The sequence below is a fragment of the Pseudomonas sp. LBUM1671 genome (assembly GCF_059695685.1).
Map to the genome: position 1 here is coordinate 2,248,668 of NZ_CP166782.1, position 21,530 is coordinate 2,270,197.

Here is a 21,530-nt window from a genome sequence, read left to right on the forward strand (position 1 = left end):
GCCGCGGTATCGAAGTGCTCAACAATAAAAAAACAGGCGTTATTTCTCAATTTCTGCCGGCACACTCACACCCTGAGGTCAGAACCACAATGAACAAGCACATCGGCACTATCAAGCGTTGGCGCGTGCAGATCTTCGCGATCACCTGGCTCGCTTACGCCGCTTTCTACTTCACCCGCAAAGCTTTTTCCGTGGCAAAACTGGGGATCGCCGAAGACCCCACCTTCATGCTCGACAAAATGGCCATGGCCAACCTCGACGCCATCTACCTGACGGCTTACGCCATCGGGCAATTCACCTGGGGCATCCTGGCCGATCGCTTTGGCCCAAGGGTCGTAGTGTTTGGCGGGTTGCTGATTTCAGCGGCAGCAGCCTTGGTGATGGGCAGTTTTGCGACGTTACCAATCTTCGCCACCTGCATGTTGATTCAAGGGTTTGCTCAGTCCACCGGCTGGTCCGGGCTGTGCAAGAACCTCGGTAGCTTCTTTCCCTCTGAACAGCGCGGGCGGGTGCTGGGGTTGTGGAGTTCCTGCTACGCCTTTGGCGGGTTGGTGGCTTCGCCGTTTGCAGGCTGGTGGGCGTATACGCTGATCGGCACCTGGCATGCGGCGTTCTTTTCCAGTGCGGCGGTGGTTGGGCTGGTCGCCGTGCTGTTTTTTATTTTTCAACGCAACAAACCGGAAGACGTTGGCTTGCCGGCGGTGGAACCGGAGCCGCAACTGACGGCGCAAGAGGCCGACGCGCAAAGCAAGATCAGCATGCTGGAACCGTTAAAAGAAATTCTGCGCAACCGCACCGTGCTGGTTCTGGGCCTCGCGTACTTTCTGCTGAAACCGGCGCGCTACGCGATTCTGCTCTGGGGGCCGGTGATCGTCTTCGAGCAGATGCCCTCGGTGGGCAAGGTCGGCGCGGCGATCATTCCCACCGCGTTCGAACTGGCCGGGCTGCTGGGGCCGATCCTGCTCGGGCTGGCCTCAGACAAACTGTTCGGCGCCCGACGCATGCCGGCGTGTGTGCTCAGCCTGTTGGCGCTGACCGTGACCTTGACCTTGTTCATGGGCGCCCTGCATACCGGCAGCGTGATGCTGGTGGTGGCGCTGCTGTTCGTCATGGGCCTGACCCTGTACGGACCGGACTCGATGATCAGCGGCGCGGCCGCGATCGATTTCGGCACCGCCAAGGCGGGTGCCACAGCGGCCGGTTTCGTCAACGGTTGCGGCTCCGTCGGGGCGATTCTCGGCGGATTGCTGCCGGGCTACTTCGACTCGGTCACCGTGTTCATCGTCTTCGCCGGCTGCGCGTTGTTCTCCGCCCTGGTGCTGATCCCCCATTGGAACAGCCGTCCGGCTGGCCTGCTGATCAAAAGCGCTTTCGTGCCTAACCAGGCAATGACCGTAAAACCCCTGCGTACCTGAGGAAAAACCGATGAGACCTTTCTGGCTGGAACAGGCGCTGGAGGCTGAGTCCTGCGTGCCGTGTGAACCTTTGGCTCGTAATACCCGGGCTGACGTGTGCATCGTCGGCGGTGGCTACACCGGGTTGTGGACCGCGATCATGCTCAAGGAGCAGAACCCCGAGCTGGATGTGCTGCTGATCGAAGCGGACATCTGCGGAGCCGGCGCCAGCGGGCGAAACGGTGGCTGTGCGCTGTCGTGGTCGGCCAAGTATTTCACCCTGGAAAGGTTGTTCGGCGTCGAGGAGGCGGTGCGGCTGGTCAAGGAATCCGAGCGCAGCATTTATGCGATCGGCACCTTCTGCGAACAGTACGGCGTGGACGCCGATTACCGCCTCGATGGCACGCTCTACACCGCCACCAACCGCGCGCAATGCGGCTCGACCGATGCGGTGATCGCGGCGCTGGAGCGCAACGGCACCAACTCCTTCACGCAAAGGCCGGTCGCTGACGTGCAACGGATGGCCGGCTCCAGCAAGCACCTGGAAGGCTGGTTCTCGCCGGCCGCCGCGAGTGTGCAGCCGGGCAAACTGGTGCGCGGTTTGCGTCGGGTTGCCTTGCAACTGGGCGTGAGGATTCATGAGAACACGGCGATGACCGGCCTGGAGGAGGGCCGGGCGGCGAGGATTCAAACCCCCAACGCCACCATCCACGCTGACCGGGTGGTGTTGGCCATGAACGCCTGGATGGCCCGCGCGTTCCCGCAATTCGAGCGCAGTGTGGCGATCGTTTCCAGCGACATGCTGATCACCGAGCCCCGGCCCGATCTGCTCAACGAAATCGGTTTGACCAGCGGCGTCACGGTGCTCGATTCGCGGATTTTCGTGCACTACTACCACAACACCCCGGACGGTCGGATCATGCTTGGTAAAGGTGGCAATACCTTTGCCTACGGCGGGCGAATGTTGCCGGTGTTCGATCAACCGTCACCCTATGCCGGTTTGTTGAAACATAGCCTGAGCGAGTTCTTCCCGGCGTTTGCCGAGGTCAAGGTCGATGCCACCTGGAATGGCCCCTCGGACCGCTCGGTGACCGGTTTGCCGTTCTTCGGCCAGATGAGTGCCAGCGGTAACGTGTTTTACGGTTTCGGTTATTCCGGCAGCGGCGTCGGCCCGTGCCATATGGGCGGGCAGATCCTCGCCTCGATGGTTCAGGGGCTGGACAATGCCTGGACTCGCTCGCCCTTGGTCAATGGCCCGTTGGGTTTCTTTCCGCCGGAACCGATTCGTTACCTCGGCTCATTGTTGGTGCGCAACGCCATCCGCCGCAAGGAGCGCGCCGAGGATCACGGACGCCGGCCACGGCATCTGGATGTGCGACTGGCCAAATTCGCGGCGGCTGCGGGCAAGGCTGACAAGGGCTGATCAATCCTGACGGTTGACCAGCCAATCGAGCAGAAGTCGGCCGTCACTGCGGGGCTGGCGAGCGAGTCGAGGCGCGGGCGGGTTGCTCGCCGCGACGCAAAGCACCGGGCGATCCGGGTCGCTGTCGAGAAAACTGATCAGCACCTCGGTGCCCGCGAGCGGCAGCCTCGACGGATCGATCCGACCGTCCGCCGCGGCGAGCGCCACGGGTAGCCACAGGCCGGTGGATTGATCGTCATCGGCCGGCGCTGTGGGCCACAACCGAACCTCAATCCGCCCCTGTGCATCCAGCACCGCCGGTTGACCGGCAGGGCCCAACACTCGCGCCGGTTGATAGCCCGGAATGCTCGGCCTGGCCTGTGTCAACGCGGGGCGGAACACCGTTGACCACGGGATGGCGCTGAATCGGTTGCTGTAACGCCGGGTTGTGTTGAATGTGCCCTCGGCGAGAATCGACGGCTGTTGGCCCTGATGCCGGATTTCGGTGAGCAGCCACTGATCGTTGAAGTTCGCGATGGGATGTTCCGATACTTGCACGATGCAGCCACTGCGCAATTCACTGTGGTTACTTTGCCCCTGTATCTGCCGATGTTGGCAGCGCAGACGTTCGAGTAAGCGACGACTCGATTGCTCACGCTCGAGCTGTTGCGGCGCAGGCGCCACGGTCATTGGGGGCGAGGCATGACGCTGGAACAACTCACTGATCACCGGCGCGTTGGTGCCTTGAGGTGATTCGTCGTAAAACGGCATCAACAGCGGTTCCTGGGGAAAGCTCAGGCTGTCATCCGCCAGCACCAGCACATGGCCGTCGCGCTGATGTTCGAAGTGATAGTGGATGCCTTCCTCTTCGCAGAGCCGTTGCAGGAAGGCCAGGTCGGTCTCGTCAAACTGAATGCAAAACGGTCGCACTGGATAACGCCCGTTCGGTAGTTCAAGACGGTAGCTGTGTTCGGGAATTGCGTTGTCGACGAGCAACTGGTGCAAGATGTCGGGCACGCCGAGTTGATGAAACACCCGACGGCAAGGGCGATGGTCCAGTTGTTGAAGCCAGGGCACCAGCACCAGTTCGTAGCCGACCCGGTGCGGGCCACGGTATTCGCGACTGGCGGTGTGCAAGATGCCGTGAATGCCGGTTTCATCGCCCAGGCTCAGGAACGCCGGTTGCTGCAGCAACTGCGTAAGGTTCATGGCCGGTGCCAGGCCGATCACTTCGATCTCGAAACGATAGGGCTGGTTGAGACGTTCACGGCCACTGAACCGCAACACCTGCAGACTCAATCCACTGTCCAGGAGGGTCAGGGTGTAGGGACTTTCCTTGTCGTTGTGCATCGAACGCGCTTCTGCCATGGAATATGGGCGCAGAGGGTACGAAACCACGGCCCCTTATAGTCACCGCAAATCGACTTTTCAGAATCGCCCTACAAGCACTGGTGAATATGTCGATTGGTCACGCCGGTGGGCCAGGTGGAATTTTTGGTCGATTGCCAACTTTAGGCCGTATAAACTTGGCGCCATGCGTCGGCCAATAGATGTCTCGGCGCCACAGATCAAGAGAGTGAGTAATGGGCGCACAGTGGAAGGTTAAACACAAAGAAGCGGCATCTAACGCCAAGGGCAAGATCTTCGGCAAACTGGTGAAAGAAATCACCATAGCTGCCCGCAACGGTGCCGATACTGCCACCAACGCACACCTGCGCCTGGTGGTCGAGCAGGCCAAGAAAGCCTCGATGCCCAAGGAAACCCTGGATCGCGCGATCAAGAAAGGCGCGGGCCTGTTGGGCGAAACCGTGCAGTACCATCGCGTGACCTACGAAGGTTTCGCCCCGCATCAGGTACCACTGATCGTTGAGTGCGTGACCGACAACATCAACCGCACCGTCGCGGAAATCCGCGTGGCCTTCCGCAAGGGCCAATTGGGCGCGTCCGGTTCGGTGGCGTGGGATTTCAACCATGTGGGCATGATCGAAGCGTCCCCGGACAGCCCTGACGCAGATCCGGAAATGGCCGCGATCGAAGCTGGAGCCCAGGATTTCGAGCCAGGTGAAGAAGAGGGCACCACCCTGTTCCTGACCGAACCTGGTGACCTGGACGCCGTTCAGAAAGCGCTGCCTGAGCAAGGTTTTACCGTGTTGGCGGCCAAGCTGGGTTATCAGCCGAAAAACCCGGTGAGCGGTTTGAGCGACGAGCAGATGGCTGAAGTCGAGGCGTTCCTGGAAGGCCTCGATAACCATGATGATGTGCAGGATATGTTTGTTGGTTTGGCGGGTTAACCCGAACCGGTTGTGATTCTATTTGTGGCGAGGGAGCTTGCTCCCGGTCGGTTGCGCAGCAGCCGTCGCTTTTGGGACGGCTCCGCCGTCCAGCGGGAGCAAGCTCCCTCGCCACAGGTTTTGTATTTGCCTTTAGCTCAGTGGGAGGCAGCTAACTCCAGTCCTATCTCCCTGAACCCCGGCCGCGCCAACACCTGCGCCTGACAGCAACGCCGTTGCAATTCCTCCAGCTGAACACGCCCGTCATCACTCAGCCCCGAGTCGATCCGCGCCAGCAATTCCCCCAGCAACACCCCAAATGCCCGCACTTCAATGCGTTGCAGCGCACGGCTTTCAAGGCTGTCGGATGTCGCATGGAACGACGCCGCGCCAAAGTCCCCCAGCAGACAATCCCCGTGCTCGTTCCACAAGATATTGTGGCCATAGAGATCGCCGTGGGTGATGCCTTGGCGGTGCAAATGCTCCGCCACCGAGGCGATGCCACGGGCTATGCGCAGCGCTACCTCAGCACTGAAACGGGTGTCATCGGCATAGACGTCACGGGTGCAGGACGCCAGGCTCGGCAGCCCTGCGAGATTGCGATAACTCGGATCAATCAGTTGCATCACCAGCCCGGCCTGCTCTTCAGGATGCCCGACGATGCGGCCTTCGACCCGGATCAGATTGGGGTGAATGCCGGCGGTGATGCAGGCGTTCATTTCGTGCAGCGGTGAACCATCGCTGGTCATTTCGCCTTTGTAGAGTTTGACCGCGACTTGCGTGGCCGGTTGGCCCGGTCGTCCCCACGTGGCCCGATGAATCACCCCCGAAGCGCCTTCGCCCAATTGTTGCTCCAGGCGCAGCCCGGACCACGGGATGCTCGTCGTGGCATTGAGGGCCGCCGCATCGGCTTCGGTTTCCAGCGGGTTCCCGGCGTAGGCCAGCCAGGTCAGGCTCGGCAGGGTCAGCAGCCACTCGGGCAGTTCGGTCAGCTGATTGGCAGCGATGCGGATCAGTTCGAGTTGATGGCAGTGGCTCAGGCTTTCGGGCAGGCGTTGCAAGCGGTTGCCGGCAAGCATGAGTTTTTGCAGCTGTGGGCGTTCACCCAACTCGGCGGGCAGTTCACGCAGGCGGTTATCGGTCAGGATCAGCCAGCGCAACAGCGGCGGCAGTGCCGCAGCAGGGACCGTTTCGATGGCGTTGGCCTTGAAGCCGACCATCGTCAGCGCGGCGCATTGGCCGAGGCACGCGGGCAGTTCGGTGAACTGGTTGTCCGAGCAAAACAGCACGCGCAAACGGGTCAGGCGGTGCAGGTCATCCGGCAGGCGGCTCAAGGCGTTGCCGCTGAGGTTGAGCACTTCCAGCGAGTCCGCCAGGTCGAAGATTTCGCGCGGAAATTCGGTCAGGCCGCAAGCCAGGTCCAGACGGGTGATGCCTGTCAGTTGACCGGCGCGCAGTTGGGCGAGGGTATCCATGGGCGGGTTCGCTTTTGATCGAGGGAGGGCGCGGGGGCCTGGAAATGGGCGACATGATAGCGGCAAAGGCAGGTTGCCTGTGAGGCCGCCTTCGCGAGCAAGCCCGCTCCCACATGAGTCCGAGTCCACCCAGGCAACTCGGTCACCAGTGGGAGCGGGCTCGCTCGCGAAGAGGCCGAAACTGCGACACAAAAACTACGGCTCCCTGACCTCCATCAACTGCCCCAACCGACTCCGCGTACGCGCAAAGTCAATCGCATCGCCCCCCAGGCTTTCACGCAACGACTGCTCACCGACCAACGTCAGGTGCTTGTCCTGATCGTACAAAACGTCAATCAGATTGATGAAACGCTGTTGCGCCGCCATCGAGCACGCTGCCAGGTTGGGCAACTGGTCGATGGTCCAGTCATCGAAACGCCGGCACAGCTCCAGGTAATCCATGACTGCCGTGGGGTGTTCGCACAGGTCGTCAAAGGTAAAACCGATGCTGCGGTCTTCGCAGCGTCGCGCTTGAAGATGCCGTGCGCCGACCGGCAGTTGCAGGGCCGGTGCGCCACGTTCCGGCAGTTTCAACGCCTGACGTTGCTCCACGGTGCCCGGCCAGACGTACCGTCCCTGGGTAAACACCTGATGCGCGTGTGTTTTCATCTGACTGCGGTAGTCATGGGGCCCGCCGACTTCCATGACCTGCATGCGCGCGTGGATCAAGTCGATCACCGGTTTGAACCGGGCGTGGTAGAGCGGGTTGGGCAACAAACCTTCCGGCGGATAATTGGAGGTCACCAGCAGCAGGATACCCCGTTGGAACAAAGCCTTGAACAGGCGCGTGATGAGCATCGCATCGCCGATGTCGTGGACGTGGAACTCGTCGAAACACAACACGCGGCAGTCGTTCAGCAACTCATCAAGGGTGACGGCCAGCGCATCGGGCTGATCACGGTGAGTGAACATGCCCTGGTGCAGCCGGGCAAAGAACTGATGAAAGTGCAGGCGCTGTTTTTCCGTGATCGGGATGGCCTGGAAAAACCCGTCGAGCAACCAGCTCTTGCCGCGACCGACCGCACCATGCAAGTAAAGGCCAGGGAGTGTTTTCGCCGATGCACCGAGCAGTGCCGTGGCGTGCTGCGCCATGCAGTCGATCACGCGCTGTTGGCTGTGGCTGAGGGTGTAGCCCTGGGCGTGAGCCTTGTGGCGGAAGTAGTCGTGGATCACTCGACCGGACGCACTGGCTGGCGCAGCCGACACCTTGCCGAACAAACGGCGAAGCGAGGGCCAGCGCGGTGCGAGTCGCGAACGGTTGGGCGGTCGAACAGCCACTGTGAGGTCACCCCGTAATCGTCAGGCAGGCTGCCCGAGCTGCGGCGGCGTAGTGTAACCAAAGGCTGAATTTGCCTGCCAGTGCTGTCGACCGATGACCCGATATCTCAACAGGATTCTTCGGGTTGTAGAGCTTTTTTAAGCCGTTATATCGGTGTTATTCCGCCAAATCCCGGTAGAAAACGCCTGTAGCAGAGGTGCATTGACGATCAGCGGCTGGCGAAATTCGGGTCCATTGCTACCCTGATGTCTAGTAGCCACCCCACACAAGGAAATGGGACCGTGAAAGGAATTAGGGTCGTGGCAATTATAGGTCTGGCGCTCAGCGCGCAAGTGTTTGCCGCCGAACTTCAGGTCGACGTGCGCATCGACGTGCAGCGTGGTTGCCAGGTGATTGGGCAGCAACACCGAGCAGGAATCGAGCAACTGGGCGTGCTCGACTTCGGCAGCACCGCGCGACTGGATGACCCGGCCGGACCGCTGGGCGCGGCGCTGATGAATGAGCGACTGCCACGGCTCGAATGCAACCCCGACACCCCTTATCAATTACGCGTCGACGGCGGCCTGCACGGTGGTGTCGGTGACGTGCGCTACATGGCCGGTTCCGCCGGCAGCAAACCCATCCCTTATCGGCTCTACCAGGACCCGGCGCGACTGATCCCGCTGGCGGTGAATGTCCCGGTGAGTGGTCGTGTACCGGATTCCGGTTCAGTGGATTTGCCCTTGTATGCCCGTATCGAACGGCTCGCGGAGATTCCCCGTGTCAGCCGCTATTCAGACGTGGTGAAAGTGACGGTCACCTGGTAACGAGGAGTGGGTTGGCGCCATGACAAACAGGCACTGGAGGGTGATCGCCACGAGCTTGCTGGTTCTGCTGGCCGAAGACGCGCAAGCCGCGGTCAGCGGGCAGATTCATGCGCGGCTGACCATTACCTCCGGATGTGAAGTCACCAATGGTGCCGAACCTGGCAGTGCGCCCAGCGATTTCGGCACGCTTGATTTTGGCCAGCAAGGCCCGACCTGGAATCGTCCGATCAACGCCAGCCTGGGCGATGACGGTAACGGCAGGCTGAACGTGGTCTGCAATCCGTCGGTCACCGGGTTCACCGTCACCATCGATGGCGGCGCCCATGGCGACGGTACGACTCGTCGCCTGAGCAACGGCAGCGAGACCATCCCTTATCAGTTGTTCCTCGATGCGTCCGGAAACCAGCGTTACAGCATCGGCCAGCAACACAATTTCGCTGTCACCAGCGGGGCCCGGATACCGATTCCGGTATTTGGCTCGGTGGTGGCGAATGCCCGAGCGCTACCGGCCGGTGTCTATACCGACACCCTGACGGTAACGCTGGATTGGTAACCCCGTAGAGGACGGACACCATGCACATGCTCGTATCAAGGATAGGTTTGTCATTGCTCGGCCTGACGCTGGTGTCCAGTGCCCATGCCGCGACCACGGTCACCGGCCAGATCACCTCCAGCCTGATCCTGACCAACAGTTGTCAGGTCAACGGTGCCGGTGGTTCCAGCGGCCTGAACTTCGGTGCTTTGAATTTCGGCACCGAAAACAGCCTGTTCACCACCGCCAATGCGCAAGTGCTGGGCGGCGGTGGCGGGGCGTTGTCGATCCTCTGTTCCAGCGGCACCACGCCGGCGGTGAAGGTCCGGGCGGGTGCCAATGACGGCCTGTCTGCCGGCGGAACCCGGGCGCTGGCAGATGGCAGTGGCAACTACGTGCCGTATGACCTGTACACCGACTCCGGGCATTCTCAGATTCTGGCCATCGACGGGGTGATCAATCTCGCGACCAGCACCGGTGTGGCGCAGACCGTGAACCTCTACGGTAAAGCCGTGGGCAAGGCCGGGCTACCGGCCGGTACTTACACCGACACCGTTGCCGTCGAACTGACGTTCTAGCGCGATGACCCAAAAGCACGGCTATGCGGCGCTGATCCTGCTGTGTGCTGGGAGCGTGCCGTTGCCGCTGGCGGCGGTGACCAGCCAGAGTTTTCAGGTCAGCGCTACGATCACCGCCGGGTGCCTGGTGGTGGGCGGCGTATCGAATTACGGCAGCCTCGACTTCGGCAGTCAGTCAGCCCTGGCCACCGACACGGTGCAGGTGGCGTTGAGCGCTGGTGTGCGTTTGCAATGCACGCCGGGGGTGACGATGAGCATGAGTGTCGATGGTGGCCAGTACAACAACAGCGGGCGGCATATGCAGCTCACCACCGGCAGTAACCGTGTGGCGTATCAGCTGTTTCGCGATGCGGCGTTCAGCCAGAGCCTGGGGATTGGCCAGAGTGTTGCCGTGGCCTACAGCGATGCCAATAACATCAGCCTGCCGATTTATGGACGGGTGCAATTACCGGGCAATCAGCCTGGGGGGACGTACAGCGATGTGTTGCAGGTGCAGCTGTCGTGGTAACGCGTCGTTTTGAATAAGGAGCAGGCCTATGAGTTCACCTTCGCAGCGGCATTCAGTCATGCGTTGTGCGGTATTGGTGATGGTGTTGCTGGGGACGGTCGAGGTGCAAGCCGCCAGTTCGGTGCTGATCTGGCCGATCGACCCGGTGCTGGAGGCTGATCAACAGGCCAGTGCCTTGTGGCTGGAAAACCGCGGCAATGAGACCGCCAACCTGCAGATCCGGGTATTCGCCTGGAGCCAGAGCGGCTTCAACGATCAGTATCAGAATCAGCGCGATGTGATTGGCAGCCCACCGGTGGCGAAGATTGAACCGGGTCAGAAACAACTGGTGCGCCTGACCCGCACCCGGGAGATTCCACCGGGGCAGGAACTGGCTTACCGCATCATCATCGATGAAATTCCCTCGGCTAAAACCCCGGCTTCCGAAAACGGCAAGACCGCTGCGGCGATTCGTTTTCAGATGCGTTATTCCGTCCCGTTGTTCGCCTATGGCGCCGGGCTGTGGAGCAAGGAAGACACCACCCGCCAACGCGATCCCAAAGGCGTCGGCTTGCCCGATCTGAGCTGGCGTACGGTGGCGGTGGACGGTCGGCCCTATGTCGAAGTGCGCAATCAGGGCGCAGTGCATGCTCGGCTGACCGATGTGGCACTCAAGCAAGGCGGCCAGACCCAACCCCTGGTGGAAGGCCTGCTGGGTTACGTGCTGCCCGGCGCAATCATGCGCTGGCCGGCACCGGGACCGATGGCCGCCAATCCGGCGTTGCAGGTGCGGATCAATGGCGCGCCGCAGGTTCAAAGCATCACGCCCGCTCGTTGATCACATCCCTGTAGCAGCTGGCGAAGCCCGCGTTCGGCTGCGAAGCAGTCGCAAAACGGTCTCCGCGATTTACCTGAATAACCCCGGTGCCTGATCAAGCGACTGCTGCGCAGCCGAACGCAGCCTTCGGCAGCTGCTACAGGTCGTGTGTGCTGTGACAAGGAGGGATCTGTCTATAGACGGACCTAATGCGCGAATGAGCCAACGCCTGGCTCGCAGTTTCCAGCGGCCGTTGTGGGCATTGAGCTGCGCGTGCTGGTTGGTGTTCAACTCTCAGGCCCGGGCCGGTGATCTGCCGCCCCCGCCCAGCGGCATGGAGGCTGTGGCGGATGCACAGTTGTTTCTGGAATTGGTGGTCAATCAGATGAATACCGGACGAATCGTGGCGGTGGAGCAGCGGGGCGCAAGCTTCTTTCTACCGGCCAGTGCGTTGCGCGACAGCGGCATCAAATTGCCTGAAAACACCGACACCGAAGTCGACCTCGACAGCCTGCCGGGCCTGCACAGCGAGTACGACAGTGGTGCTCAACGGCTGCTGCTGGAGGTTCCGCCGGACTGGCTGCCGGAGCAGTTCGTCGGCAACCGCCAAGCCTATCCGCGAACGCCAGCGCTGAGCAGTTTCGGGGCCTTGCTCAACTACGACCTGTACCTCAACGACACCGATGACGCCGGCACCTACCTTGCGGCGTGGAACGAAGTAAGGCTGTTCGACAGCTGGGGCACGCTGTCCAACACCGGGCAATACCGCCGCACCTTGTCGGGGAATGCGGTCAGCACACTGAACAACGGTTACCTGCGCTACGACACCACCTGGCGTTACTCCGACGACGAGCGATTGCTCACTTATGAGGCCGGCGACCTGGTCAGCGGCGCCTTGCCCTGGAGCAGTTCGGTGCGCCTGGGCGGCGTGCAGGTCTCCCGCGACTTCGGCGTGCGCCCGGACCTGGTGACCTATCCGTTGCCGCAGTTTGCCGGGGAAGCGGCAGTGCCGTCCTCGGTGGACCTGTTCATCAATGGCTACAAATCCAGTAGCGCCGAACTGCAGCCCGGGCCTTACACACTGACCAATATCCCGTTCATCAACGGCGCCGGCGAAGCGGTCGTGGTGACGACGGATGCACTGGGCCGACAGGTCTCGACCACGGTGCCGTTCTACGTCACCAGCAGCTTGCTGCAAAAAGGCTTGAGTGATTATTCCGTGGCGGCGGGCACCTTGCGCCGGGACTACGGGATCCGCGATTTCAGCTACGGCCCCGGTGTTGCGTCCGGCAGCCTGCGTTACGGCTTGAGCGATAACCTCACCCTGGAAAGCCATGCCGAGGCATCGGATTCCCTGAGTCTCGGTGGCGTGGGCGGTAACCTGCGGCTGGGCAATTTCGGGGTGCTCAATACCGCGCTCAGCCAAAGCCGTTTCGAGGGCGAAAGCGGTCAGCAATTGAGCCTCGGTTATCAGTACAGCAGCCAGCGCTACAGCTTCTCCTGGCAGCGTCTGCAACGTCGCGACCACTACGCCGACCTGACCGTGATCGACAGCCCTTACACCACCCTGAGCACACGCAGCGAACAAGCGACCCTGAGCCTCAACCTCGACACCTGGGGCAGCCTCGGTGTCGGTTATTTCGACGTGCGTGCGGCGGATGATTCGCGCACCCGGCTGCTCAACATGACCTGGAGCAAACCCTTGTGGCGCAACAGTAGTTTCTACCTGTCGGCCAACCGCGAAATCGGTGACAGCAACTGGGCGGTGCAGGCGCAACTGGTGATCCCCTTCGATCTGCGCGGTAGCCTGGCCATCAGCAGCGAGCGCAGCAAGACCGGGCAAAACCAGCAGCGGGTCAACTACAGCCGTGCGGTGCCCACCGAAGGCGGGGTGGGTTTCAACCTCGGTTACGCCCAGGGCGACGGCCCGGATTATCGTCAGGCCGACCTGACCTGGCGCCTGCAATCGGTGCAGTTGCAGGCGGGTGTCTACGGCAACAGCGACGCTGAAACCCGTTGGGCCGATGCCAGCGGTTCGCTGGTCTGGATGGACCGTCAGGTGTTTGCGGCCAACCGGATCGACGATGCGTTCGTGGTGGTCAGCACCGAGGGTTTCGCCGACATTCCCGTGCGCTACGAAAACCAGCAGGTCGGCCAGACGGATCGCAACGGCCACTTGCTGGTGCCGTGGAGCAGCGCCTATTACCGTGGCAAATACGAGATCGATCCGCTGAATTTGCCGGCCAACGTGCGCAGCCCCAATGTCGAGCAGCGGATCGCGGTACGCCGGGGCAGCGGTTATCTGCTGGAGTTTCCACTCACCAAGGTTATTGCCGCGAGCATCGTGCTGGTGGATGCGCAGCAACAGGAGTTGCCCTTGGGCAGCAACGTTGTGCACGAGCAGAGCGGCGTACAAACCGTGGTCGGTTGGGACGGTCTGGTGTACCTGGAAAACCTTCAGAAGCAAAACAGCTTGCAGGTGACCCTGGCGGATGGAAAGACCTGTCAGGTGCATTTCGCCGTGGACTTGAATCAGGATCAGATTCCGTTGATCGGTCCGTTGGTGTGCCAATGAAATGGCTGGTGTTTTTGGCACTGTGGCTGCCGGGTGGCGCCTGGGCGCTGTGCTCTGTGGTCAGCACCACAGCGGCGGGGTTCGGTTCCCAGAGTTCGATTGCGGTGCGCACCACGGCTCAAACCAGTTCCACCCCCAATGCGGGGTTGAGTTGCAGCGGTTCACTGCTGTCTTTGCTGACCAATAATGACCACTTCTACGCAACAGTCTCATCGACTCAATCCGGCTTGCTCGGGCCGACCGGGGACGTCATCGGCTACACGTTGTACGCCGACAACAGCACCAGCTATCCGATCAACCGGGCCGTGGCATTCGATTTCGCCCGCAATGGCATCATCGACGCCCTCGGCCTGCTGGGCAGTGTGATACCGAAAACCGCGCCCGTTTATTTGCGCACGACCATCGGCAGCAACGTGGCAGCGGGCGTCTACAGCGAAACCCTGAGTATTTTCTGGAACTGGAATTATTGCGCGGGCGTCGGTGCCGGCAGCATCTGCCTGGGGCGCGACATCGGCAGTGGCACTGCGACGTTAACCGTTAACATGACCGTGGCCAACGACTGCACCATCACCGCGCCGAACATCAGTTTCGGCAGTGCGCCGGTGGTCAGCGCCTTCACCGCCGTCACCGGCCAGACCATCAACCTGGCCTGCACCAAGGGCAGCGCGTACACCGTGGGGCTGGACGACGGCCAGCATGCGGCCGGTATCGGCGGGCGTCGACAGATGATCTCCGGGGCCAATTACCTGGCCTACGACATCTTCAAGAGCGCCGGCACCACCCGCTGGGGCAATGTCGGCAGTGCGCGCCGGGCCAGTTCCGATGCGGAGGTCAACCCAGGCAATGGCTTGGGCACGGGCAGCCAGGTGTTTAACTACAACGCAAAAATCTACACGGACCAGATCACACCGCCGGCCGGGACCTATCTGGACAACGTGATCCTTGATGTCGGGTTCTAACCAAGCACTCCCACCTGTAGCAGCTGCCGAGCAGCGCGAGGCAGCGTTCGGCTGCGAAGCAGTCGTAAACCCGGGTTACGCGGTTTTCCTGAAAGAACCGGTTGCCTGATTTTACGACTGCTTTGCAGCCGAACGCTGCCTCGCGCTGCTCGGCAGCTGCTACAGGGGTAGCATTCCAGTCGAACAGTAGTGTCAGTGACTACCGCTCAATGCTGCGATTCCACCGCGCATTCCACGCCGGGCGCTGTTCGTTGACCTGATCCCAATCAATCGCAATCGCGGTGGTCAGGTACTGCTTCATCGCCTCGACCTGGCCGCGGGTCTTGTCGGTGGTCGGCGTGTTCGGGTTGGACGGGATCTGGTCGCCATCTTCCAGCGCCGCGGCCTGGGCTTCAGGGGTCAGCAAAAACGCAGCGAGTTTCTGCGCCAGTTCCGGTTGGGTGTTGTTGGCGATGGCGCACTCAGCCACGTTGAGCACCACGGAGCCTTCCTTGGGCTGCGCATATTCCACCGGCATGCCCTTGAGTTTCAGCGCGGTGACCTGGGTCGGGGTCAGCGGGAACAGCGCCGCTTCGTCGGTCTGGAGCATTTCGGAAATCTTCGCCGAACTTGGAATGTACTCCAGCACGTTGCGCCCGACGGTATTCGGCCAAGCCTTGAAGCCCGGTTCGACGTCGGTTTCGCTGCCGCCCTGAATCCGGTTGAACATCAGGAAACCGTGCAGGCCGAAGGTCGAGGAGGCCATCGACTGGAACACCAGTTTGTCCTTGAAGCGCGGGTCGGCCATGTCCATCCACGAGGTCGGCGCAGCCCAGCCTTTCTCCTTGAACAGGCGCGTGTTGTACGCCAGCCCGGTCACGCCGAGGCTGACCGCCACTGCTTGATCCTTGATGCGACCCTTGGCCGGAATCTGCGCCAGCGGTGCGCTGTCTTCGAGCTTGTCGCACAAGCCCATGGCGATGGCGCGGTACATGATGCCGTCGTCGAGGAACATCACGTGCATCTGCGGGTTGCCTTTGCTGGCCTGGACCTTGGCCAGGATATCGGCGGAAGTCCCCGGCACGATCACCACTTTGACGTTGTTCGCCTTCTCGAACACCGGCAGCACCTTGTCGGCATAGAGCCGCTCCATGGTCCCGCCGTTCATGCCGAGATAAAGCGTGGGTTCGGCCTGGGCCTGGGTGACTGTGAACAGGGCAGTCAGACAGGAGAAACCGAGCAGTGCAGTGCGTTTGACGTTATTCATTGGCGCGACCTTCCTCTATCAAGCAACGGAGATGGAGTGAAACCGGGTGATGGAAAACGCATCCAGTGGCGTCTTGGAGGCGCCGCTGCAGATGATCTCGGTGAGCGCCAGGCCCACCGCCGGGCCGATCTGGAAACCCGCGCCGGCAAAGCCGAAAGCGTGCAACAGACCGGGCCGGGTGCTGCTATGCCCGATCACCGGTTGGCGATCAGGCAGATAACCTTCGGTGCCGCTCCAGGTACGAATCGCCTGGGCACCTTCAAGAAACGGGTAGAGCTCGACGGCCTGGCGCAAGATCTCGATCACGGCGTGCTGGCCGGGGCGGGCGCGCGCGTCATCGAGGGCAAAACCCTGGCCGCCGCCGAGCACGCAATTGCCGCGCGCCACCTGGCGGGCGTAGATGCCGCCACCCTCGACGCCGGTGCTGGCATTCATCACCAGCGGCAATGGCTCGGTGACCAGCATCGCCGGGTGGCCGGCGTGCATGGGCACCGCTTCGCCAAACTGTGCGGCCAGGTGTCCGGCCCAGGCCCCGGCGCAGTTCAGCAACCAGCGCGCGTGCAATTCGAGGCCGGTTTGAGTGCTGACACGAAAGCGCTGACCGTCGTGTTCCACCGCCGTTACCGCACATTGTTCGTGGACCTGCGCGCCATGCCGACGAGCCGTTTGCGCGAAGGCGGGGGACACCAGGCGCGGGTTGGCATGGCCGTCGTCCGGGCAAAACGATGCGCCCACTGCGACGTCGCCGACCCACGGAAAACGCGCGCGCAATTCGCGTCGGTCGAGCACCTGCAAATCGAGACCGAAGCCCTGGCTACTGACGGCATAGTGCTGCAAGGCATGCAGATCGCTGAGGCTGCGGGCCAGTTTCAAGTGACCGCTGCGCTGGTATTCGCCGTCGATGCCGATCAGTTGCGGCAACTGTCCCCATAGCTCGTGGGCCCGTTGCGACAATGGCAACTGCGACAGCGGACGGCCCTGTCGTCGCACGCCGCCGTAGTTCACGCCGCTGGAATGCGAGCCGCAAAAGTCGCGCTCCAGCAGCGCGACACGACGGCCGGCCTTGCTCAGAAACAGTGCGGCCGAGGCCCCGACAATGCCGCCGCCAATGATCACCGCATCGACTTCGATCATGGCTCGACCTCCAGGCCAAACGGCAGCGGTTTGATCGGCGCCTGCGCCCGTAATCGACCGATTTCCGACACCGGGCGCCGGCTTTCGCAGGCAATGATTTCCGCTGCTGCGGCGCCGCACATCCGCCCCTGACAGCGGCCCATGCCAATGCGGCAATGCGCCTTGACCCGATTGATTTCCCAGTGACCTTCGCGCACCACCTGGCGGATCTCGCCGGCGCGCACTTCTTCGCAGCGGCAGACGACCACCTCATCGGCGGTTTCGTTGGCCCAGTGCTCGGGAAAGGCGAAGGCGCGCTCCAGTCCGTGGCGGAACTCGCCGATGCGTTGCAGGGAGCGTTCAAGGTTGTCGGGACGTTGCGGTGGAATCAGGTAGCCGATGTCTTCGAGCAATGCCAGGGCTGCCCGTTCACCCGCCATTTCAGCGGCATCGGCGCCCATGATGCCGGCGCCATCACCGGCCAGATAAACCTCGGCGACGCTGCTGCGACCGGTGTGGTCGCGTTGCGGCAACCATGCGCGGTTGAGTGGGTTCCAGGCGAATGCGCAGCCAAGCAAATCGGCGAGTTGGGTTTCGCTGCGCAGGCCATGGGCGAAGGCGACGGCGTCACAATCGATCTGCTGTTCACCTTTGGCGTTGGACCCGTCCAGCGAGTGCACGCGTTGTTCGCCATTGATGCGTTTCAGGGTTGCGCCCTGATGCACCGGGATGCCGTGGGCGGTCAGCCAGCTGCGGTAATAGATGCCTTTGGCCAGCGTCGATGGTTGCGACAGCAGGCCGGGCAGGGCGCGGGCCTGAGCGCTGAAAGGGGAGCTGTCGAGCACGGCCACCACCTTCGCGCCGGCCTTGGCGTATTGATACGCCACCAGGTACAGCAACGGGCCGCTGCCGGCGAACACCACGCGTTCACCGATGGCGCAGCCCTGGAATTTGAGCGCGATCTGCGCGGCGCCGAGGCTGTAGACACCCGGCAACGTCCAACCCGACACCGGCAGGATCCGGTCAGTGGCCCCCGTGGCGACGATCACGCGGGAGAATTCCAGTCGTGCGGCACGGCCTTCATGCAAAGTGTCCAGTGCACCGTCTTCGGCGTTCCAGACCAGCGTCTCGGGGCGGTAGTCGAGGTGTTCGCGCAGCGCGTCGATCGTCTGATGCAACGCACTGGCCTTACTCGCCTCGAAGCCATACAGCTTGACCGCCGAGCGCTTGAAATTCTCCGGCTGGCGCCGATAAATCTGCCCGCCACCGCGCGCCGCTTCGTCCAACAGAACCGGACGAACCCCATGCGCCACCAACGTCTGCGCCGCCCGAATCCCCGCCGGCCCGGCACCGACAATGACCACAGGCTTCATACCCATCCCCCTGTGGGAGCGAGCCTGCTCGCGATGACTGCGGCCCATTCAACATGGGTGGTGACTGACAGACCGCTATCGCGAGCAGGCTCGCTCCCACAGGGGGTCTCGGTTTTGCGGGTAGAAAAGGTGTTCATACGGAGCGCCCCGGTTCGCGGCTGATGTGTTGGCCGGCTTCAAGCAGTGTTGAACAGGCGCGCACGCGGCGGCCATCGCCCAGGCGCACCCAGCAGTCCTGGCAGGCGCCCATCAGACAGAATCCGGCGCGGGGTTCGGCGCTGAAGTCGCTGCCGCGCAGGTGTTCGCTGCAGGTCAGCACGGCGGTCAGCAGCGTGTCGCCGAGCAGGCCGGTCGCCGGTTTCCCGTCGAGGGTAAATTCCACAGCCGGGCGGTCGCCTTCGGCCAGTCGTTTCAACAGTGCCATGGCGCCCTCATTGTTTACCCACCAGCACCCGATCCAGGCCATACACCCGATCGAGCAGAATCATCGTCAGCGCAGTCAGCCCGATCACCAGTGCCGACACCGCCGCCATCATCGGATCGATGGATTCGGTGGCGTACACATACATGCGCACCGGCAGGGTTTGCGTGGCCGGCGAGGTGACGAAAATCGACAGCGTGACCTCGTCAAAACTGTTGATGAACGCCAGCAGCCAACCGCCGGCGACCCCCGGCAGAATCATCGGCAAGGTGATTTCCCGGAACAGCGTGAAACGCCCGGCACCGAGTGATTGCGCCGCGTGTTCGGCGCTGCGATCCAGGCCAATGGCCGAGGCCAACACCAACCGCAACACATACGGCGTAATCACCAGCACATGGGCGAAGATCAGCCAGGCGAAGCTACCGTTGACGCCCATCAGCGCAAACAGACGCAACAGCGCCACACCCAGCACCAGGTGCGGAATGATGATCGGTGACAAAAACAAACCGTTGAGAAAATCCCGGCCCGGAAACTCGAAACGCGTGATCGCCAGCGCCGCCGGCACCGCAATTAACGTCGCGATACTGGCCGCGCAAAATGCCAGAATCAGACTGTTGTAGAACGCATCGACAAAGTCGGCGCGCTCGAACACCGCGCGGAACCAGCGCAGGGAAAACTCCGTGGTGGGCAGGCTCAGGGTGTTTTCCGGGGTGAAGGCCACGAGGCACACCACCACCAGCGGCGCGAGCATGAACAGCACCACCAGGGCATGGAACAGCAGGGCAAAAGGACCGTTCTTGGACATGACGAGTTATCCCAATGACTTCTTGTAGCGGCCTTCGATCATCCGGTTCCACGACAGCATGATCAGCAGGTTCAGCAGCAGCAGCGCCACGGCGATGGCCGCGCCCATCGGCCAGTTGAGCTCCGACAGGTATTGGTCGTAGATCAGCGTCGCGACCATCTTCAGGCGACGCCCGCCGAGCAGGCCGGGAATGGCAAAGGAACTGGCGGCGAGGCCGAACACGATCAAGGTGCCCGACAACACGCCCGGCATGATCTGCGGCAACACCACCTGGCGCATTACCGTGAAGTGGCTGGCGCCCAGCGACAGCGCGGCCTGCTCGGCGGCGGGGTCGAGTTTCTGCAGCGAGGTCCAAACCGGAATAATCATGAACGGCAGCATCACGTGGACCAGCGCAATCACCACTGCGAACGGCGTGTACAGCAACTTCATCGGCGAGCCGCCGAAGGCTTGCAGGGTCTGGTTGACTAGCCCGTCGGCACCGAGCAGCAGGCTCCAGCCGAAGGCGCGCACCACCACTGATATCAGCAGCGGCGTGAGGATCAGAATCAGGAAAATCGAGCGCCAAGGCGCGCCCATGCGGCTGAGGATGTAGGCCTCTGGCACACCGATCACCACGCAGAGCAGGGTGGTCAAGGCGCTGATCCACATTGTGCGCAGGAAGATTTCGTAGAAGTACGGATCGCCCAGCAAGCTGCTGTAGTGATCAAAAGTGAAAGCGTCGCCATTGATCCCCGAGCTGTAGTCAAAGACGTTGAACGACAGCACCAGGGTCAGCAGCAGCGGGATGATCAGCAGCCCGAGGTACAACGCCAGGGCCGGTGCCGACAGCCAGTAACCCTGGCGCCCTTGGCGAATGGCGGCAAGCGTACTCATGCCGGCACCTCGTCGACACTCAGCACCCGCAGCAACGTTGCGTCCCAATCGAGGCCGACCGCTGTGCCTTCGGTCAGCGGTGCCGAACCGTCGTTGCGGCGCACCACGCTGAGTTCGCCCAAGGTCGTCGAGACGCCGTACAACCATTGGCTGCCGAGGAAGAAACGGCTGACAATCTTGCCTTGCAGGCGACCCTGGCCCTGGTCGCGCAAATCGATTTTTTCCGGGCGCAGGCTCAGGGTCAGGTCACCGTCTCTTTGCACCTGGACCACGCCGGCGGCATCACGCTCGCCGGGCAGCAAATTGGCTTTGCCGACGAAGCCGGAAATGAACTCGGTGCGCGGGTGTTCGTAAAGGGTGTAGGGCGCATCGATCTGGGTGATGCGCCCGGCCTGCATCACCACCACGCGGTCGCTGATCGACAGCGCTTCGGATTGATCGTGGGTCACCATCAACGTGGTGATCCCGACTTCGCGCTGGATGCGGCGGATCTCGAATTGCATCTCTTCGCGCAAGTTGGCGTCGAGGTTGGACAGCGGCTCATCGAGCAGCAGCACCGGCGGCTCGATCACCAGGGCCCGGGCCAGTGCAACACGCTGGCGTTGGCCGCCGGAGAGTTCCCGAGGGTAACGCTCGGCGTGCTGATTGAGGCGCACCAGTTTCAGCACGCGATCGACCCGCTGTTGCAACTCGGCAGCGGGCACTTTGCGCATCCGCAAGCCAAAGGCGACGTTGTCTTTGACGGTCATGTGCGGGAACAGCGCGTAACTCTGGAACACCACGCCCAAACCACGGCTGGCGGGTTTGGCGTGGGTGATGTCGCGACCGTCGAGCAGGATGCGCCCGCTGCTGACTTCGACGAAGCCGGCGATCATTTGCAGGGTGGTGGTTTTGCCGCAGCCGGAGGGGCCGAGCAGGGACACGAATTCGCCTTTCTCGACCGAGAGGTCGGTGGCGACGACGGCGTCGATCTCGCCGTAACGTTTGCCGAGTCCTTCAAGTTGCACAAAAGCCATAACTGCGCTCCACCTGAGATTGTTATGCGTCGCCCGAAGGCGCGCTTTTTTGTATGGGCAGATACGA

At 62.1% G+C, this 21,530-nt stretch carries 20 protein-coding genes; 10 read left to right on the top strand and 10 right to left on the bottom strand.

All coding sequences use genetic code 11. The features are described 5' to 3' along the window. The first annotated feature begins 89 nt into the window (after positions 1-89). Entirely contained in the window at positions 90-1,415 is a 1,326-nt protein-coding gene (locus ACA060_RS10305; RefSeq protein ID WP_109629298.1) for an MFS transporter, read from the top strand. A gap of 10 nt (positions 1,416-1,425) precedes the next feature. Beyond that, a complete protein-coding gene (locus tag ACA060_RS10310; protein ID WP_497317016.1) occupies positions 1,426-2,817 on the top strand; it encodes an FAD-dependent oxidoreductase in 1,392 nt (463 codons plus the stop codon). Here the strand turns inward: ACA060_RS10310 and ACA060_RS10315 are convergent, their stop codons facing one another. Beyond that, the gene (locus tag ACA060_RS10315) at positions 2,818-4,146 is read right to left on the bottom strand and encodes a type VI secretion system Vgr family protein (RefSeq protein ID WP_497317018.1); all 1,329 of its coding nucleotides are present in this window, start codon (positions 4,144-4,146) and stop codon (positions 2,818-2,820) included. It lies immediately after the preceding gene. Between the two features lie 233 nt (positions 4,147-4,379). On the opposite strand from ACA060_RS10315, the gene ACA060_RS10320 reads away from it, so the two are divergent. Then, the gene (locus ACA060_RS10320) at positions 4,380-5,087 is read left to right on the top strand and encodes a YebC/PmpR family DNA-binding transcriptional regulator (protein WP_109629301.1); all 708 of its coding nucleotides are present in this window, start codon (positions 4,380-4,382) and stop codon (positions 5,085-5,087) included. Between the two features lie 137 nt (positions 5,088-5,224). On the opposite strand, the gene ACA060_RS10325 is transcribed toward ACA060_RS10320, so the two are convergent. Together ACA060_RS10325 and zapE are read right to left on the bottom strand one after the other, a co-directional pair. Next, the gene (locus tag ACA060_RS10325; protein WP_497317020.1) at positions 5,225-6,541 is read right to left on the bottom strand and encodes a leucine-rich repeat-containing protein kinase family protein; all 1,317 of its coding nucleotides are present in this window, start codon (positions 6,539-6,541) and stop codon (positions 5,225-5,227) included. A gap of 195 nt (positions 6,542-6,736) precedes the next feature. Beyond that, positions 6,737-7,858, bottom strand: a complete 1,122-nt coding sequence (gene zapE / locus ACA060_RS10330) for a cell division protein ZapE (RefSeq protein WP_497317022.1) — start codon at positions 7,856-7,858, stop codon at positions 6,737-6,739. A 246-nt stretch (positions 7,859-8,104) separates the two neighbouring features. Between zapE and ACA060_RS10335 the strand changes: the two genes are divergently transcribed. The 7 genes from ACA060_RS10335 (at position 8,105) to ACA060_RS10365 (ending at position 14,613) form a co-directional block, all read left to right on the top strand. Next, positions 8,105-8,665, top strand: a complete 561-nt coding sequence (locus ACA060_RS10335) for a Csu type fimbrial protein (RefSeq protein ID WP_497317024.1) — start codon at positions 8,105-8,107, stop codon at positions 8,663-8,665. Between the two features lie 19 nt (positions 8,666-8,684). After that, positions 8,685-9,218, top strand: a complete 534-nt coding sequence (locus ACA060_RS10340; protein WP_497317026.1) for a Csu type fimbrial protein — start codon at positions 8,685-8,687, stop codon at positions 9,216-9,218. A 20-nt stretch (positions 9,219-9,238) separates the two neighbouring features. Then, on the top strand, positions 9,239-9,775 hold the full coding sequence (locus ACA060_RS10345; RefSeq protein WP_109629307.1) for a Csu type fimbrial protein: 537 nt from the start codon (positions 9,239-9,241) through the stop codon (positions 9,773-9,775). Between the two features lie 4 nt (positions 9,776-9,779). Further along, the gene (locus ACA060_RS10350) at positions 9,780-10,283 is read left to right on the top strand and encodes a Csu type fimbrial protein (RefSeq protein WP_497317028.1); all 504 of its coding nucleotides are present in this window, start codon (positions 9,780-9,782) and stop codon (positions 10,281-10,283) included. Positions 10,284-10,311: 28 nt separating this feature from the next. Beyond that, positions 10,312-11,100, top strand: a complete 789-nt coding sequence (locus ACA060_RS10355; RefSeq protein ID WP_497317030.1) for a fimbrial biogenesis chaperone — start codon at positions 10,312-10,314, stop codon at positions 11,098-11,100. Between the two features lie 196 nt (positions 11,101-11,296). Then, positions 11,297-13,654, top strand: a complete 2,358-nt coding sequence (locus ACA060_RS10360) for a fimbria/pilus outer membrane usher protein (RefSeq protein WP_497317032.1) — start codon at positions 11,297-11,299, stop codon at positions 13,652-13,654. Continuing rightward, the gene (locus tag ACA060_RS10365) at positions 13,651-14,613 is read left to right on the top strand and encodes a Csu type fimbrial protein (RefSeq protein ID WP_497317034.1); all 963 of its coding nucleotides are present in this window, start codon (positions 13,651-13,653) and stop codon (positions 14,611-14,613) included. Before ACA060_RS10360 ends, ACA060_RS10365 begins: the two co-directional genes overlap by 4 nt. Before the next feature lie 199 nt (positions 14,614-14,812). Here ACA060_RS10365 and ACA060_RS10370 read toward each other — a convergent pair whose 3' ends face one another. The 7 genes from ACA060_RS10370 to ACA060_RS10400 form a co-directional block, all read right to left on the bottom strand. Next, a complete protein-coding gene (locus ACA060_RS10370; protein ID WP_497317036.1) occupies positions 14,813-15,859 on the bottom strand; it encodes an ABC transporter substrate-binding protein in 1,047 nt (348 codons plus the stop codon). 18 nt (positions 15,860-15,877) lie between these two features. Next, entirely contained in the window at positions 15,878-16,993 is a 1,116-nt protein-coding gene (locus ACA060_RS10375; protein ID WP_497317038.1) for an NAD(P)/FAD-dependent oxidoreductase, read from the bottom strand. Further along, positions 16,990-18,345, bottom strand: a complete 1,356-nt coding sequence (locus ACA060_RS10380) for an FAD/NAD(P)-dependent oxidoreductase (protein WP_497317040.1) — start codon at positions 18,343-18,345, stop codon at positions 16,990-16,992. The genes ACA060_RS10375 and ACA060_RS10380 overlap by 4 nt, the downstream gene beginning before the upstream one ends. Positions 18,346-18,478: 133 nt before the next feature. Then, positions 18,479-18,769, bottom strand: a complete 291-nt coding sequence (locus ACA060_RS10385; RefSeq protein WP_497317042.1) for a (2Fe-2S)-binding protein — start codon at positions 18,767-18,769, stop codon at positions 18,479-18,481. A 7-nt stretch (positions 18,770-18,776) separates the two neighbouring features. Then, positions 18,777-19,571: an ABC transporter permease gene (locus ACA060_RS10390; RefSeq protein ID WP_077749753.1), complete on the bottom strand. Its 795-nt coding sequence runs from the start codon at positions 19,569-19,571 to the stop codon at positions 18,777-18,779. Between the two features lie 6 nt (positions 19,572-19,577). Further along, the gene (locus ACA060_RS10395) at positions 19,578-20,447 is read right to left on the bottom strand and encodes an ABC transporter permease (RefSeq protein ID WP_109629324.1); all 870 of its coding nucleotides are present in this window, start codon (positions 20,445-20,447) and stop codon (positions 19,578-19,580) included. Further along, on the bottom strand, positions 20,444-21,463 hold the full coding sequence (locus ACA060_RS10400) for an ABC transporter ATP-binding protein (RefSeq protein WP_497317043.1): 1,020 nt from the start codon (positions 21,461-21,463) through the stop codon (positions 20,444-20,446). Before ACA060_RS10400 ends, ACA060_RS10395 begins: the two co-directional genes overlap by 4 nt. Positions 21,464-21,530: the final 67 nt, after the last annotated feature.

Coding starts and splice junctions, on each gene's coding strand:
- ACA060_RS10325 (WP_497317020.1), bottom strand. CDS start 6,541: ATGGATACCCTCGCCCAACTGCGCGCCGGTCAACTGACAGGCATCACC.
- ACA060_RS10340 (WP_497317026.1), top strand. CDS start 8,685: ATGACAAACAGGCACTGGAGGGTGATCGCCACGAGCTTGCTGGTTCTG.
- ACA060_RS10305 (WP_109629298.1), top strand. CDS start 90: ATGAACAAGCACATCGGCACTATCAAGCGTTGGCGCGTGCAGATCTTC.
- ACA060_RS10320 (WP_109629301.1), top strand. CDS start 4,380: ATGGGCGCACAGTGGAAGGTTAAACACAAAGAAGCGGCATCTAACGCC.
- ACA060_RS10400 (WP_497317043.1), bottom strand. CDS start 21,463: ATGGCTTTTGTGCAACTTGAAGGACTCGGCAAACGTTACGGCGAGATC.
- ACA060_RS10335 (WP_497317024.1), top strand. CDS start 8,105: ATGTCTAGTAGCCACCCCACACAAGGAAATGGGACCGTGAAAGGAATT.
- ACA060_RS10395 (WP_109629324.1), bottom strand. CDS start 20,447: ATGAGTACGCTTGCCGCCATTCGCCAAGGGCGCCAGGGTTACTGGCTG.
- ACA060_RS10380 (WP_497317040.1), bottom strand. CDS start 18,345: ATGAAGCCTGTGGTCATTGTCGGTGCCGGGCCGGCGGGGATTCGGGCG.
- ACA060_RS10350 (WP_497317028.1), top strand. CDS start 9,780: ATGACCCAAAAGCACGGCTATGCGGCGCTGATCCTGCTGTGTGCTGGG.
- ACA060_RS10370 (WP_497317036.1), bottom strand. CDS start 15,859: ATGAATAACGTCAAACGCACTGCACTGCTCGGTTTCTCCTGTCTGACT.
- ACA060_RS10375 (WP_497317038.1), bottom strand. CDS start 16,993: ATGATCGAAGTCGATGCGGTGATCATTGGCGGCGGCATTGTCGGGGCC.
- ACA060_RS10355 (WP_497317030.1), top strand. CDS start 10,312: ATGAGTTCACCTTCGCAGCGGCATTCAGTCATGCGTTGTGCGGTATTG.
- ACA060_RS10315 (WP_497317018.1), bottom strand. CDS start 4,146: ATGCACAACGACAAGGAAAGTCCCTACACCCTGACCCTCCTGGACAGT.
- ACA060_RS10310 (WP_497317016.1), top strand. CDS start 1,426: ATGAGACCTTTCTGGCTGGAACAGGCGCTGGAGGCTGAGTCCTGCGTG.
- ACA060_RS10365 (WP_497317034.1), top strand. CDS start 13,651: ATGAAATGGCTGGTGTTTTTGGCACTGTGGCTGCCGGGTGGCGCCTGG.
- ACA060_RS10390 (WP_077749753.1), bottom strand. CDS start 19,571: ATGTCCAAGAACGGTCCTTTTGCCCTGCTGTTCCATGCCCTGGTGGTG.
- ACA060_RS10345 (WP_109629307.1), top strand. CDS start 9,239: ATGCACATGCTCGTATCAAGGATAGGTTTGTCATTGCTCGGCCTGACG.
- ACA060_RS10385 (WP_497317042.1), bottom strand. CDS start 18,769: ATGGCACTGTTGAAACGACTGGCCGAAGGCGACCGCCCGGCTGTGGAA.
- ACA060_RS10360 (WP_497317032.1), top strand. CDS start 11,297: ATGAGCCAACGCCTGGCTCGCAGTTTCCAGCGGCCGTTGTGGGCATTG.